The organism is Virgibacillus sp. M23 (genome assembly GCF_034190895.1).
Classification (GTDB): domain Bacteria; phylum Bacillota; class Bacilli; order Bacillales; family Amphibacillaceae; genus Virgibacillus; species Virgibacillus salarius.
Window position 1 is genome coordinate 46,502 of the sequence record NZ_JAWDHA010000021.1, and the last position, 15,456, is coordinate 61,957.

Sequence of the window (15,456 nt, forward strand, 5' to 3'; positions counted from 1 at the left end):
TATTTCCTCCTCAAAGCTTTTCCTTTATAACTTCTTCCAACTCTGCCAGTGGAACATTCTCTTGATTACCTGTACGCATTTCGCGAACAGCGATATGCTGTTGTTGCAGCTCATCCTCTCCCAAAATTAATACGTACTTTGCTTGATAACGATCTGCAGCTTTAAATTGCCCTTTCATTTTCTTCCCTTGATAATCCTTATCTACTTGAATACCTTGCTTACGAAGATTGTGCATAATACGTACAGCTTCTTTTTCAGGTCTTTCTCCAACTGCAACTAGATAGCAATCCAATGTATCATCTACAGGTATTTCTTTTTCTTCTACCTCAAGAGCCATTAATAGGCGCTCAAGTCCCATTGCAAAACCAATACCAGGTGTCGCAGGTCCACCTAGTTCTTCAACCAGACCATTATATCTGCCGCCACCAGCCAACGTAGTAATAGCGCCAAATCCCTCCGCTTCACTCATAATTTCAAATGTCGTGTGATTATAATAATCAAGACCACGGACCATATTTTTATCCACTTCAAATTCAATACCCATTAGCGTTAAATAATCTTTCACACGATTAAAATAATCTGTTGATTCATTATTCAAATATTCTAAGATCGATGGAGCTGTTTTCATAGATGGGTGCTCGCGATCTTTCTTACAATCCAATACACGTAATGGATTCTTTTCTAATCGTGATTGGCAATCACCACATAGCTCCTCTTTATGTGGAGCAAAATGATTAATTAATGCTTGACGGTGAGCAGTTCGACTTTCTTTATCACCTAAAGAGTTGATTACTAACTTTAATGATTTCAATCCCATTTCTCTATAACAGTTCATAGCCAAATCGATAACTTCAGCATCAATTGCAGGATCAGCACTTCCAAGTACTTCCACTCCGAATTGATGTAATTGACGCATGCGGCCTTTTTGTGGTCGTTCATAACGAAACATTTGCGCAAAATAATACAATTTTACTGGTTGGTTAGCTGAACCAAACAGCTTATGTTCAACAAATGAACGAACAACTGGAGCAGTTCCTTCAGGGCGAAGTGTTATGCTTCTACCACCACGGTCTTCGAATGTATACATTTCTTTTTGCACAATATCTGTTGAATCACCAACACCACGTTGAAATACTTCTGTATGTTCAAACAAGGGTGTCCGTATTTCATGAAAGTGGTATCTATTACATACCTCTTTTATTTTTCGTTCGATAAACTGCCATTTACTTGCATCCTGTGGTAGAACATCAACTGTTCCCCTAGGTGCTTTATAACTCATACCAAAACCCCCTGCTTTTAATTTTTGCTTTGCGATGACTATGTATATACAAGTCCTCTTTAAAATATAAAAACTCCCGACCCTTATAATAAAATAAGGGACGAGAGTTTACCCGCGTTGCCACCCTAGTTGATGTATTACATACATCCGCTTTACACAGTTAACGCCTGCAAAACGTTTATATCTACTATTATTTCGATATAAAACCTCAGGAATGTCTTTCATTGGACCAACTGTAAAAATGCTTTCAGCCTAAGGCATTTTCTCTCTATCCAATTGGGTTTCAATTACTTTTTCCCTCATCGGCATATTTTTTAACGATCGAATTCGTAATCATGAATGTATATTATATTAATCTTTCCAACCACTTCTGTCAAGCACGAGTTATTTTTTTCTTTAACATTTTTACTTCTCCTAAAGAAATGCCTAATTCCTGAGCAATTTCCATGTGATTCGCATGCCCTTCCATCTCCATAAACTTATGGAGATTTACACCGAACACTTCATTTTGGTGATGTGAATGCCATTGTTTATCTGCCGATCGCATCATCTACACTCCTCCTATCCATTACCATTAGCTTTGCCTAGAAAGAGTGTTTTTATTATACTAAAGTAAAACATAACAAGGAGGTTGTTATGTATTTACGTAAAGTTCGTATAACGGTTTGTTCCATCATGATTTGGTTATTTTTAACTCCAATGGTTAGCTATGCTGACACAGCTATCATCAAAGGCGATAATGTTAACATTCGAAATGGTCCGGGAACCAATTATCAAACGATTGGACAAGCCGGAACCAATGATACTTTTTCCATTATACAGCGACAAGGAGAATGGATTCAAGTTCAATTAGAGAATGACACAGGCTGGATTATCGAGACATATTTAAGCATTATAGAGAATAATGAGCAGTCTACAGTTGATACACCCCCAGAATCCATAACGATCCCCAATGACCATACACAAATTCGTAACGGACCTTCAACAGAGTATAAGATTGCATATTTTGCTGAAAAAGGTAGCTCCTTTCAAGTTATTTCTGTAGAAGGACAATGGTATGAAATACAGAACAAGAACATTCATGGATATGTATATAAACCACTTATTGACAAAGTAGAAGTACCCTCTTCAAGTACGTTCAAGAATAAAACGATTGTGATTGATGCTGGACACGGAGGTAGAGATGTTGGGGCTATTGGTTCATCAAATATCTTTGAGAAAGATATTGCTTTTTTAACAGCACAAGAATTAGCACAAGAGCTAACCATACTTGGTTCTGATGTAAGAATAACAAGACCACGTGATGAGTTCGTATCATTAGGTAGTAGAGTCAGCTTTAGCAATATGGTGAAGACAGATGTATTTATAAGCATTCACTATAACAGTGTGCCTGAATTGCCCGAGGTTACCGGAATTGAGTCATATTACTACCAGGAAGCAAATAATCAATTAGCAGCTTCTATCCAATCAGAGTTGATAAAAGCTACAGACTCGAAAGACCGAGGAACAACCCATGGTGACTTCTTAGTGCTTCGGCAGAATTTACAAGCATCTGTTCTAGTAGAGCTTGGGTTTATTTCCAACCCTGAACAAGAATCCTCACTCCGAACAACTATATATCAAAAAGAGTTGGTATCAGGAATAGTTAATGGTCTCGCAAAATATTTTGCAAGTAAATAGCTATCGCAATCAGCTAACAAAGTGAAACTTCAATCCGAGTTTGTTTATCCTTCATGGATTGTTAGTACCACAAGGGTATGACCTAGAGTCCCTTAAGCCAACTAGACTGGCAGTCGATTTCCTACTTACTAAGATTGATTTCACTTTATTGCTTGAAGTGGGGAACTTACTGCCAGTTATATACACGATAAAAACTACAAGTTTTTCCTTGACTGAACCTCTTGTAAGGATAACACAATAGCATGCCATAACGCTCTTTCGCATAGCTTAGACAGGCAAGTATAGGAGATAACCTTCTTTTCGTCCGGACAAGCTACTGACATGGCTGCTTGTTTTCCTGCTCCTTCTTTTATGGATATGATGTATAAACTTTGTAAAACTGTTTTAGGACGCTTTTACATTCTTTGAAGCTTGAACAAAGCTAATATCCCATAGAACAAAAGCGCAAGCGAGTCAACGGAGATAAAGGTGAGCTTGCGAGCCGATAATGATTCATCGTAGGGCAATTCGTGAAGTCGCCTAGTTTCTGGACACTAGACGTGGCTCAACACGCCCGTATTTATCCATATGGGCTAAATCTTTTAATGTCCTAGACTATAAAAATAACTGCCGAGAAAAAGTTTCTCGACAGCCTGAAATAATACAACCATTTCCGATTACTTATCTTTACTGTCTATAATTAATGTAACTGGGCCAGAATTCGTGAATTGCACATCCATCATTTCTCCAAATTTGCCTGTCTCCACTTGAATACCTTCTTGTTGAATTAATTCATTGAATTGATGGTAGAGTTTCGATGCCTCACTCGGTTTTGCTGCATTCATAAAATTTGGTCGTCTACCCTTTCGAGTATCGCCATATAAGGTGAACTGAGAGATCGATAGTATACTTCCACCGACATCTTTTAAAGATACATTCATTTTTTGATGATCATCTTCAAAAATGCGCAAATTTATAATTTTGTTTACTAAGTAAGCCGCATCATCTATCGTATCTCCATGCGTTATACCTAGTAATACGACAAAACCAAAGTCTATTTCTCCAATAATTTCATCGTTTACAGCTACACTTGCTTGCTTTGCGCGTTGGATGACTGCTTTCACTTTTGATACCCCTTTTGCGATTTTATTTCGTGAATGTTCAGCGTCTACTGTAACGTTCGTGTTACTGTATAAACATCAGTAATTTGCTTTATACGTTCAACTATTTTTCGGAGATGCCCCGTATTATGAATAAGGATTGTGATTTGAACAACAGCCATTTTATTGCGATCCGATCTGCCGTTTACATAGGTTATATTTGTTTTTGTTTCGTTTACCGCTTGTAATACTTCATTTACTAGTCCACGTCTATCATAGCCAGAGATTTCAAGATCTACATGGTATTGCTTTTGATCTGTACGATCATTTTCCCATTCAACATGAAGAAACCGCTGCTTCGCTTCCTCTGTTTGCACATTTGGACAATCCGTGCGATGCACAGAAACGCCTCTACCTTTGGTAATATAGCCAATAATATTGTCTCCTGGTACAGGATTACAGCATTTGGATAATCGAACCAAAAGGTTATCTATTCCTTCTACCTTAACACCAGAATCTCTTTTATGAGCTTTAGATTGTTTTACCTCTGATTTTACTTCTTCAATAGTTTGAGCTAGGTCTTGCTCTTTTTCTTTGGATTGCCTTATTTTATCGGTTAATCTTGTAGCAATTAATGCAGCCGTTATCCCTTGATAACCAACAGCCGCATACATATCGTCTTCACTAGAAAAATTAAACTTTTCATAAATACGCTGCAGGTTATCCTGTGTCAAAACATCCTTTGGCTCGATCGATAGGTTACGGATTTCTTTGTCAACCGCTTCTTTTCCTTTTATAATATTTTCTTCTCTACGTTGCTTTTTGAAGAACTGCTTTATTTTATTTTTAGCTTGCGATGTCTGTGTGATCTTTAACCAATCCTGCGACGGACCATAAGAATGCTTCGAAGTCATCACTTCAATAATGTCACCGTTTTTCAGTTTATAATCAAGCGGCTCCATCTTCCCATTTACTTTTGCACCAATAGTTTTATTACCTATTTCTGTGTGAATTTTATAGGCAAAATCTAATGGAATGGATCCTGACGGTAGTTCAATGACATCCCCTTTTGGTGTAAAGACATATACCATATCCGAAAATAAATCAACCTTCAAAGATTCCATAAATTCTTCTGCATCATGTGTATCATTTTGCCAATCTAAAATTTCTCTAAACCACGTTAGCTTCTCTTCAAATGATTTTTTGTCGTTATTAACTCGTTTTCCTTCCTTATAAGCCCAATGTGCAGCTATTCCATATTCAGCAATTTCATGCATTTCTTTCGTACGGATTTGCACTTCAAGAGGGTCGCCTTTCGGACCAATAACGGTTGTATGAAGGGATTGATATAGGTTGGGCTTTGGCATTGCGATATAATCCTTAAATCTTCCAGGCATTGGCTTCCAGCATGTATGAATAATCCCTAACACTGCATAGCAATCTTTAATGCTATTAACAAGAATACGTACTGCAAGTAGGTCATATATTTCATTAAATTGCTTATTCTGCTTTACCATTTTGCGATAAATACTATATAGATGCTTTGGTCTTCCTGACAATTCTGCATCAATATTCATATCCTTAAGTTGATTGGAAACTTCATCCATCACTTCTTCAATATAGGATTCTCGCTGATCCCTTTTTTGCTTCATCAGCTGTACAATTCGATAATATTGCTGTGGATTTAGATAACGTAAGGCAGTATCCTCAAGCTCCCATTTAATAGTTGAAATCCCAAGTCGATGTGCCAATGGTGCAAAGATTTCTAACGTTTCATTGGATATCCTTCGTTGTTTTTCTGGAGGTAAGTGCTTTAATGTTCGCATATTATGCAATCGATCTGCTAATTTTATTAATATGACTCGAATATCTTTCGCCATTGCTACAAACATTTTTCGATGATTCTCTGCTTGTAGAGCTTCCTTTGATTTATATTTAATTTTACCTAATTTAGTTACCCCGTCTACTAGCATAGCGACCTCATGATTAAATGCTTCTTCAATTGCTTCAAGAGTGACATCCGTATCCTCTACTACATCATGAAGAAAGCCTCCGGCAATTGTTTCTGGATCCATTTCAAGTTCCGTTAATATCCCTGCCACTTGAACTGGATGGATAATATAAGGCTCACCAGATTTCCGAAACTGATCGGCATGCGCCTGTTCAGCAAATTCATATGCCCGGCGAATAAAATCAGTATCTCCTGATGTTAAATACTGACCAGCCATTTCCAAAATGTCATCAATTGTCATAATATCGCTTTTTGCCATTCAAATCACCTTTATTCGCTGTCTCAAGTTTCAAATTATACCTTAAATTGATATTATTATTAAATATATCAATTATATGCTTTTCCTTTGTATGTGTCCATCGTTAAAATTTGTAAAGTTTTATATATGTAATTCCGTCTAAAATAAGTATGTATTAATACATAAATAGGCCTAACGATCTATATCATCGTCAGACCTATCTCCTGCTTAATAACTCATAAGTGTCAGGACGTCATAACCTTGCAATTTCTCTAATCCATCTAAATAGCTTAATTCAATGATGAAAGCACAACCTACTACAATTCCACCTAGTTCTTCAACTAGCTTAATTGTCGCTTCAATTGTGCCACCTGTAGCAAGTAAATCATCTGTAATCAACACACGCTGTCCAGGTTTTATAGCATCCTTGTGGATGGTTAAAATATTAGATCCATATTCTAAACCGTAGTTCACCTTCACAACTTCGCGAGGAAGCTTACCTTCCTTTCTAACTGGTGCAAATCCTACCCCGAGTGCATAAGAAACAGGGCAGCCAATAATAAATCCTCTTGCTTCTGGACCAACTACTATATCTATTTCTTTTTCTTTTGCATATTCAACGATCTCATCAACTGCTGAACGAAAAGCATCACCATCTGCCATCAAAGGCGTTATATCTTTGAATTTTATTCCTTCCTTTGGCCAATCTTCTACAATTTTTACATGCTTTTTATAATCCATAACTAAGTTCCTCCTTGGGACGTCCCAAATAATCCATACATTCTTCCGTAAACCACTTTCTCAATTCCTCATAACTAGAATAATAAAGTATCTTCTCAATCTCAGCCTGCTGTAATCGATCTTGATAAATCATTGAAGATTGTAAGTCTTGTTTTAATGGCTTTGCTTGTAGCCTCAGCATACCATTATCAATTAAGGCAAATTCCAATTCATGGAACACATTTAGCATAAACAAAACTTTATCTTTATTCCAACCTCTAGATTGCATGATACCTGAAATTGCTTGTTTTAAATCGATTTCCCTCTGTTTCATGAGAAGTGCATAGAGCCATTTAAATTCTTCTCTTGTTGGAAATGCTCGCAAATACGTACTATCCTCCACATAATAACACACATGAATATTAGTAGGCTTTGTCATTTGAATTAACTGTTTTAACGCAGTAAGTTCATTTGGTAAATCATAAATAAACAACGTCTCTACTTCTTGCAGTTGCTCTAAATTACATTGATAGGTTATTTGTGGAATAGCATCATCGAATGATTGCTGATTACCATTACGTACGATAAGAAAATCATCTTCAAATTCCATAAAATTTAACTTATTGACATTTCTTTTACCTCGATGATCAAACAATTGCCATTCCGCTATGCTTAAATCTTGAATCATCATTTGAGGTTTACGAACTCCATTCCACTCATTTATACCTAACTCTCCTACTACATTTATTTCAGTATGAGGTGTTAAATAATCATAAAGTTCTCCCATGCCAAAGCCAATACCGTCTAATACTGTATTCTCTTCCTTAAATTGTAGCTTTAGATGATTTTTCATACTACCAATTTGCCTTGCTTGAGTAGGAAGATTTTTAATATGAAAAACAGGTTTTGGATTATCCATACCAAAAGGAGCTAATTGATTAATTTCATGAATCAGCTCTTCTGAAATTTCTGGAATCGTAATGGTCTGACTTACATGAATGACTTGCTTAAAATCTTCTTCCGTTAACTTACTCTGTATTAGTTCATCTAATGCAGATTGTACTGCAGAAAGCTGGTCAAGCTGAATGGTCATTCCGGCAGCCTGTGAATGACCACCAAAACTGGAAAACAACTGCTTTATCGTCATACAATTTTGAAACAAATCAAACGCAGGTATACTTCTTGCAGACCCCTTAGCTACACCACTGTCTGGTTTTATAGCCAGAACAATAGCTGGCCTATCAAATTTCCGAACTAATTTGGATGCAACAATACCTAATACACCCTCATTCCAGCCTTCTTTAGCAACAATGATAACTCCTTGATTATCAGTGTTATCTACCATTTGCTCTGCTTCTTTTACAATACGACTGACAATTTGTTGTCTTTCTTGGTTAATAGCATTTATTTCCTCAGCCATTTCCTGTGCTAGTTGTTTATTTTCTGTCATTAGCAAATGTACAGCCATATCCGCGTCCTGAAGTCGCCCAACAGCATTAATTCTAGGACCTATTAAAAAACCTACATCTTCCTCAGTTACTTCGCCTTCTATTTTGCATACAGCCTTTAATGCTTTCAACCCATAGTTATCCGTAGCTGTTAATGCTTTTAACCCGTAATAAGCAAGAATTCGATTTTCATTCACCAATGGAACTAGATCTGCAATGGTACCAATTGCCGCAAAAGCTAATAAATGGTTTGGAAAATAGCCTAGTAAGCTTTCTGCAAACTTAAACGCGACCCCTACTCCCGCTAACTCTTGAAATTTATAATCAGGTGAACACTTTGGATGTATAATCGCATAGCAATCTGGCAGTTCTTCTTGAATCTCATGATGGTCTGTAATGATCAAGTCGATGCCAAGTTCTTTTGCTATTTTTGCTTCATGAATCGCAGCAATGCCAGTATCAACTGTTATAATTAATCGGTAGCCTTCTTCAAAAGCCTGACGAAATGCTTGTTCATTCGGTCCATAACCCTCTGTGAAACGATTGGGAATATAAAAGTCACATGTAGCTCCTAATTCCTGCAACGCTTTTAATAGGACTGTCGTTGAACTGACACCATCAGCATCATAGTCACCAAAAACTAGAATCTTATCTTGTTGTTCAATTGCTTGATGAACACGACGTGTTGCCTTATCCATAGATAAGAGTCCATCTGGATTATGTAAATCGGATAAATCAGGTGCAAGAAATTTAGAGGCAGCATCTTCGGTTGTTATTCCTCTTTGTAGTAAAAGCTCTTGAATAACAGGGGATAAGTGATGTAAATTGTCCATCCAATGTATGGCATCATCCTCTATATTTGTAAAATTCCATTTTGCTTTACTTTTTAACATTTTTTCACCCCTGACTAATCTATTATACATAAATAAAGTCAGGGGTAGCAACTAGAAATACAATATTTCATTATCCTTTACTATCTTCTTGCTCACCGCTTGATTGCATCGCTTTTGAATCAATATTAGTAGAGACACCAGCGTCTTCAAGTTTGTTTACTAATTCTTTATTTTTGGCTTTGATTTGTTTCATTTCACGTTGCAACCGAAAAATTTTTAATGTACCAGCAGCTGCTGTAATAATAACTCCCATTAAAACAGAAAACAAAATAATTAAAATAAGCGGCGATTCTCCAGTCCAAAATAAATAATTAACTTCAACAGATTCCACATTTGTGACTGCAAAAACCGCAACAATAATAGTAAATAAAATAGCAAAAATCACATATGTTTGACCCTTCATTTAATCCCTCCTATCATTTCCCTTTATACAACCGTTTCCCATTTATTTCAAGGATGAAACAATTCTATGATGGATTATCTACATGGAATGCGTTTAGATTTCCCTTATATAACACCCTTTATGCTAGTTTACATTACGAACAGAAGCTCCCAATTAGAAACATAAAGGAGATTTTTCTGTTACAACTCTACAAGTTGAATTCTCACACAGGCAGAGCCTGTGGTTTAAAAACATCAAATCAAATAACTATCCGCCCGTAAAACGGGCGGTTTTAGTTTCGCCCTATAAGGGCACTTTACCAACGAGACCCCTAAAGGGGCTTCTGAATTGACCGTCAACCGTTTATCTTCCTACCTATTTTTAAATGGATCGACGTATTCACGTTTACTCATGTTGTCTCGTAGTCTATCCTCCGATTCTTGTTCACGAATGTATTTTGCCACAGTTTTTTATTGAGCCCTACTGTACTGACATAGTAACCTTTAGCCCAAAATGTGCGGTTTCCATGATTGTATTTTAAGTTGGCATGTCTATCATGGATCATTAAAGAGCTTTTACCTTTTAAGTAGCCCATAAAGTAAGACACTGACATTTTTGGTGGTATTTTAACCAGCATATGGATGTGGTCAGTCATGGCATGAGCCTCAATAATTTCTACATCTTTCATCTCACATAAACGTCTTAAGATCACCCCGATGTCTCTTCTGAACTTGCCATAAATTTCTTTCCTTCTGTACTTGGGTATAAAGACTATGTGATACTTACAATTCCATCGGGTGTGTGATAAACTATTGTCACTCGACATGAGTAGATCTCCTTTCTATATATAGAGTCGGTTTGACGGCCAACTCTATTATATCGAAAGGAGATTTTTCTGTTACAACTCTACAAGTTTAATTCTCACACAGGCAGAGCCTGTGGTTTAAAAAACATCAATTAAAAAACCTCTGTTACGCTGTTCGTAACAGAGGTTATCAATAGTTATACCTGAGGTCCTTCAACACGTTTTTTCTTCGTAAAGTCTACAGGCTTTTTCTTAATCATTTTCCCGCGCCACACTAACCATAATTGGGCAGCTAAGAATAGTGAAGAATACGTTCCAGCTATTAACCCTACTGCAAGCGCAATGGCAAATCCACCAATGGATTGAGCACCAAGGAATAAAAATGCTAATACCGCAATTAATGTCGTTATAGAAGTATTAATACTTCGGACAAATGTTTGCACCAAGCTTCTGTTCACAATCACAGCAAGCTCTTTGAACGACTTGACTTTTTTCTTCTTACGGAGATTTTCCCTAATTCTATCAAAAGTAACAATCGTATCGTTAATGGAATAACCAACAATTGTTAAAATAGCAGCCACTATGGTTACATCAAATTCTATTTGCGTCATACTAAAAATCGCCACGGTAAAGAAGGCATCGTGTAGCAAGGCAATGATTGCTGTGATAGCAAAAAAGAATTCAAAGCGAATCGTGACATAGATGATCATAATTACAGAAGCAATCGCTACTGCATATGCAGCGTTTTTGACTAGCTCCTGACCTACAATCGGTGATACTACACTTACACTTGGTTCAATATTATATTGATCGATATAATAATCCTTTATTTCGGCAATTTTATCCTCTGAAAGAACTTTATCAAATCTCGCTACTGCTATCTCTCCATTTTCACCAGAAGATACGATCGATTTTGCTTCTATTCCTAATGCTTCAAAGCCTGTTTGAACATCTTCTTTAGCAATTGTTTCTTCCGCTAATAATTCGATTCTAGATCCACTTGTAAAATCAATTCCTGGATTTAGTTTAAATAAGAACAATGAAGCAATTCCGATAACCACCATAAAAATGGATATTATAAAGAATTTCTTACGATGCTGCACAACATTAATTTGACGGTTAAACATCTTCGGTTCTTCTGTATTTTTAACAGCAATATCTTTAATATCTTCTCTTTTAACCGCAAACCAACCTGGGCGATTTTTGAAAAGTTTCGTTTTTACCCAAAGACTAAGTAACAATCGTGTCCCAAAGACTGCTGTTAGAAAGCTAACAAGAATGCTAACAATTAACATAGTAGCAAACCCTTTTACAGAGCTTGTCCCAAAGATAAATAATACAGAAGCTGCTAATAACGTCGTAATATTGGCATCCAAAATCGTCGATAATGAATTCTTTGTTCCGGCTTTAAACGAGGCCATAATGGACTTACCAGCACGTAATTCTTCCTTAATCCGCTCGAAAGTAATGACGTTGGCATCTACAGCCATACCCACACCGAGTATGAGCGCAGCTATACCTGGTAAGGTCAATACACCATGCATTAATTCAAAAACTACTAAAATTAGATAAATGTAAATACTTAGGTTAATTACTGCAATGAAACCTGGAAAACGATAAACAGCAATCATAAACAGAAATATTATTCCTACACCAACAAAGCCTGCAAATACAGTTTTATCTAATGCTTGTTCACCAAACTGCGCACCGACTGATGTGGAATATATTTCCGACATATGTACTGGTAGTGAACCAGAATTTATAATATCTGCTAGCTGTTTAGCAGATTCAACGGTAAAATTACCACTTATCATAACATTGGTCGTATTTAATATTTTGCTTACTCGTGGTGCGGAAACAAACTTAGGATCCTCTTTAGAATACTCTGCTGCATATGAATCGCCTTCCTTATAATCCATCCAAATTACAAGAAGGTTATCATCATATGGCGTATCCGGATTTTCCATATCCTTTATTTGACTTGTAACATCACCAAATTTTTTCGCATCCTTAAGCTGTAATGAAACAATCGGTTGATTACTATTAGGATCAAAATCCTGTTTTGCTGATCCTTCTTTAACATCTGTTCCATCTAATAATTCCTTATCGTTTACATCGCGAAACGATAATTGTGCTGTTGTTGATAAAAGATCACGTGCTTCTGACTGGTCCTCTACGCCAGCTAATTGAACACGTATTCTATCCTCGCCCTCAATATCAATACTAGCCTCACTAATACCTAATCGATTCACACGGTCGTTCAACATCTCTACGGTCGATTCCAATAACCTTCTATCAACCTGTTGATCTTTATCTACCGGTTCAACCTCATATAGAACCTCAAATCCACCTTGTAAATCTAATCCCAATTTAATATCCTTTGTAATTCCTGTAACCGTTGATCCAATCAAACCTGCAAATACAAGCACGATTAGAAAAAAGGCAACAATTCTGCCTCTACTTTTCATTAATAATTGTCCTCCCTTTTATCCCGCATCTTATAAACAGAACTGCTTCCCTTACTTCATTTTCCTCTTGGTAGGAATCATTTATTTCAGTCATCGGCTGAAAACAAATTACGTCTGTTTTTCTATACTGCAACATGCAGGTTACCAAGACGTTCTTCTTAACATAGAATGTCCGCCTTTATCTGATATCGAATCATTAAACTGCGTGTAAAGTGTATTCTTTATTGAGTTACAATTTATGTATTTTCTCATTATTCGCTAGGGTCATTTGTGACGGCTGCTATCGATGCCATTAAATCGTCACTCTGGTAGGCAGAAATTGTCAGATAACTTATATACGTAGCAGTTGTTAAATGAAAAATATCCTGCACTACTTCATATATACGCTTTTCTGGATCTCCCTTCCATACTTTTTGTACAAGACAAGCCCAAACATCCTCTGTCGATGCTCGTTCATATCCCATTAAGTGAAATTCCTTTGCCTTACTCTCTAATGCTGGTATAACCATTGCTTTCCATTCTGATACAGTTTGTACAATTTCCAAAACAATCCCTCCTTATTCGGAGTAGTAAAAATTGAGCAACTTGTCATGCTTGGCCCATTTAGTAGCATATATATCATTGTATATGAAATTTTATTTTTTGAGAAGGCAGGTCGACAGAATGACCAAACAAACATTTTTACAAGGTACGCTCATTTTGATACTAGCTGGCATGATTACTCGTTTTCTAGGCTTTATTAATCGAATTGTTGTAGCACGACTTATGGGAGAAGAAGGCGTTGGTCTCTATATGATGGCTCTCCCAACCTTTTTTCTTGTCATTACACTTACACAGCTTGGATTGCCTGTTGCAATATCAAAAAGAATTGCAGAAGCAGAAGCTCGTGGTGATCACGCCAAAATTAAAAAAATTCTAATTGTATCTCTCGTTGTAACAGGGATTTCAAGCATTATTTTTACCACGGCAATGATTGTAGCAACACCTTTTATAGCATCCACTTTGTTAACAGATGAACGTACACTTTACCCATTATTAGCGATTAGTCCTATTATACCGATCATTGCCATTTCCTCAGTTCTCAGAGGATATTTCCAAGGAAAACAGAACATGAAGCCACAAAGCTATGCCCAAGTGATTGAACAAATTGTTCGAATTGCTTGTGTTGCCTTATTTGTAAAATTACTTCTCCCTTACGGATTAGAATACGCAGCAGCAGGTGCCATGTTTAGTATCATTCTTGGAGAATTTGTTTCCTTGCTTTATATGGTCAAAATGTTTAATTTAAAAAAGCGTATAAAAATCCGTACTCGATTTTTCACGTATTTAACTTCTAGTAAAAATACATTAAAAGAGTTATTTTCTATTGCACTACCTAGTACTGGTAGTCGACTCATTGCTTCTTTCTCGAATTTTCTTGAACCAATATTAGTAGCGCAAAGCTTAGCGATCGCTGGAATATCAAGTACATTAGCTACTAGACAGTATGGAGAATTAACTGGTTATGTACTTCCATTATTGTTTCTCCCTACCTTCATAACGCATTCCCTGTCAGTTGCGTTAGTACCATCGATTTCCGAGGCAGAGGCAACAAATAATCATACGCTAATCCATTATCGTATCCATCAATCCATCCGTTTATCATTTGCTTCAGGCGCAATTGCAACCATTGTACTATCACTTTTTTCTGTTCCTATTTTAACATATATGTACGGAAGTGGGGATGCAAGCAGATTCGTTCTACTAATGGCGCCATTTTTTATTTTACTTTATATACAAGCTCCTTTACAAGCAGCACTACAAGCTTTAGATTTAGCAAGACCAGCCATGTGGAACAGTTTTATCGGAAATGCTTGTAAATTCATTGCTTTATTCTTTCTGGCTTCCAATCCCAGCTTCGGTATTATGGGTGTAGCTATTGCAATCGCACTAAGTGTCGTGCTTATCACACTTTTACATCTCGGTTCATTATATAAAGCAATAGGTTTTGGCATACCATGGAAGGATATTGTAAAAATGATTGCTCTCTTAGCAATGACGTGGGGAGTAGGGCAAATTATAAAAAGTATTTATGAAAATATAAATCCAGGCATTATCATATTTATTTCATTATTGTTGTTACTAACAGGTATATACGTATTATTTCTGTTTCTATTAAGATTTATAACAAAAGAGGAGCTAAAGCAGATTCCATTCATACAAAAATGGATATAATCTTGAGGATAGGACATCAATTTCTCGTCTGAAAAGAAGATAAATAACAGTAAAAAAACTGAGCAAAATTCGCTCAGTCCTTATCACTAAATGCTCAGATCTACGCTTCCTATAGTAGCTATTATGGAATAATAGCTACTGCTTGCTTGACCACCACTCCGGCTGCCCACTTCCCTTTCCGTGGGGTTTGTCCTTCAGCTAACTTTTTTAGCAAAACCCGCTCAAAAAAGTGGATCTTC

Annotated in this window: 11 protein-coding genes, 1 pseudogene and 1 other annotated feature; of the genes and pseudogenes, 2 read left to right on the forward strand and 10 right to left on the reverse strand. The window is 36.6% G+C overall.

Annotated features, from left to right (window positions below; all coding sequences use genetic code 11):
• Window positions 1-10: 10 nt before the first annotated feature.
• Together hisS and RVS70_RS10500 are read right to left on the reverse strand one after the other, a co-directional pair.
• The gene (gene hisS, locus RVS70_RS10495) at window positions 11-1,279 is read right to left on the reverse strand and encodes a histidine--tRNA ligase (RefSeq protein WP_321133219.1); all 1,269 of its coding nucleotides are present in this window, start codon (window positions 1,277-1,279) and stop codon (window positions 11-13) included.
• Between the two features lie 93 nt (window positions 1,280-1,372).
• Window positions 1,373-1,591, reverse strand: a binding site (T-box leader).
• A 61-nt stretch (window positions 1,592-1,652) separates the two neighbouring features.
• Window positions 1,653-1,829: a hypothetical protein gene (locus RVS70_RS10500; protein WP_162986289.1), complete on the reverse strand. Its 177-nt coding sequence runs from the start codon at window positions 1,827-1,829 to the stop codon at window positions 1,653-1,655.
• An 86-nt stretch (window positions 1,830-1,915) separates the two neighbouring features.
• On the opposite strand from RVS70_RS10500, the gene RVS70_RS10505 reads away from it, so the two are divergent.
• Window positions 1,916-2,959: an N-acetylmuramoyl-L-alanine amidase gene (locus tag RVS70_RS10505; RefSeq protein WP_026681251.1), complete on the forward strand. Its 1,044-nt coding sequence runs from the start codon at window positions 1,916-1,918 to the stop codon at window positions 2,957-2,959.
• Between the two features lie 656 nt (window positions 2,960-3,615).
• Here RVS70_RS10505 and dtd read toward each other — a convergent pair.
• The 8 genes and pseudogenes from dtd to RVS70_RS10545 all read right to left on the reverse strand — a co-directional run bounded on the left by dtd (window position 3,616) and on the right by RVS70_RS10545 (window position 13,548).
• Window positions 3,616-4,062: a D-aminoacyl-tRNA deacylase gene (dtd, locus tag RVS70_RS10510; protein ID WP_026681252.1), complete on the reverse strand. Its 447-nt coding sequence runs from the start codon at window positions 4,060-4,062 to the stop codon at window positions 3,616-3,618.
• A 44-nt stretch (window positions 4,063-4,106) separates the two neighbouring features.
• Window positions 4,107-6,308 (reverse strand): RelA/SpoT family protein, encoded by a 2,202-nt coding sequence (locus RVS70_RS10515; RefSeq protein WP_121605368.1) that lies wholly within the window; start codon window positions 6,306-6,308, stop codon window positions 4,107-4,109.
• A gap of 207 nt (window positions 6,309-6,515) precedes the next feature.
• Window positions 6,516-7,028 (reverse strand): adenine phosphoribosyltransferase, encoded by a 513-nt coding sequence (locus RVS70_RS10520; protein WP_026681254.1) that lies wholly within the window; start codon window positions 7,026-7,028, stop codon window positions 6,516-6,518.
• A complete protein-coding gene (gene recJ / locus RVS70_RS10525; protein WP_026681255.1) occupies window positions 7,018-9,348 on the reverse strand; it encodes a single-stranded-DNA-specific exonuclease RecJ in 2,331 nt (776 codons plus the stop codon). The genes RVS70_RS10520 and recJ overlap by 11 nt, the downstream gene beginning before the upstream one ends.
• Window positions 9,349-9,418: 70 nt before the next feature.
• On the reverse strand, window positions 9,419-9,751 hold the full coding sequence (locus RVS70_RS10530) for a lipopolysaccharide assembly LapA domain-containing protein (protein WP_026681256.1): 333 nt from the start codon (window positions 9,749-9,751) through the stop codon (window positions 9,419-9,421).
• Window positions 9,752-10,101: 350 nt separating this feature from the next.
• Window positions 10,102-10,556 (reverse strand): annotated as a pseudogene (gene tnpA, locus RVS70_RS10535) (IS200/IS605 family transposase).
• A gap of 176 nt (window positions 10,557-10,732) precedes the next feature.
• A complete protein-coding gene (gene secDF / locus RVS70_RS10540; RefSeq protein WP_205388655.1) occupies window positions 10,733-13,003 on the reverse strand; it encodes a protein translocase subunit SecDF in 2,271 nt (756 codons plus the stop codon).
• A 251-nt stretch (window positions 13,004-13,254) separates the two neighbouring features.
• Entirely contained in the window at window positions 13,255-13,548 is a 294-nt protein-coding gene (locus tag RVS70_RS10545) for a post-transcriptional regulator (RefSeq protein WP_034678989.1), read from the reverse strand.
• A gap of 118 nt (window positions 13,549-13,666) precedes the next feature.
• On the opposite strand from RVS70_RS10545, the gene spoVB reads away from it, so the two are divergent.
• Complete coding sequence (spoVB, locus tag RVS70_RS10550) at window positions 13,667-15,217, forward strand: stage V sporulation protein B (protein ID WP_026681258.1); 1,551 nt, start codon at window positions 13,667-13,669, stop codon at window positions 15,215-15,217.
• The last annotated feature ends 239 nt before the right edge of the window (window positions 15,218-15,456 follow it).

Coding starts and splice junctions, on each gene's coding strand:
- recJ (WP_026681255.1), bottom strand. CDS start 9,348: ATGTTAAAAAGTAAAGCAAAATGGAATTTTACAAATATAGAGGATGAT.
- RVS70_RS10520 (WP_026681254.1), bottom strand. CDS start 7,028: ATGGATTATAAAAAGCATGTAAAAATTGTAGAAGATTGGCCAAAGGAA.
- RVS70_RS10530 (WP_026681256.1), bottom strand. CDS start 9,751: ATGAAGGGTCAAACATATGTGATTTTTGCTATTTTATTTACTATTATT.
- spoVB (WP_026681258.1), top strand. CDS start 13,667: ATGACCAAACAAACATTTTTACAAGGTACGCTCATTTTGATACTAGCT.
- RVS70_RS10515 (WP_121605368.1), bottom strand. CDS start 6,308: ATGGCAAAAAGCGATATTATGACAATTGATGACATTTTGGAAATGGCT.
- hisS (WP_321133219.1), bottom strand. CDS start 1,279: ATGAGTTATAAAGCACCTAGGGGAACAGTTGATGTTCTACCACAGGAT.
- secDF (WP_205388655.1), bottom strand. CDS start 13,003: ATGAAAAGTAGAGGCAGAATTGTTGCCTTTTTTCTAATCGTGCTTGTA.
- RVS70_RS10505 (WP_026681251.1), top strand. CDS start 1,916: ATGTATTTACGTAAAGTTCGTATAACGGTTTGTTCCATCATGATTTGG.
- RVS70_RS10500 (WP_162986289.1), bottom strand. CDS start 1,829: ATGATGCGATCGGCAGATAAACAATGGCATTCACATCACCAAAATGAA.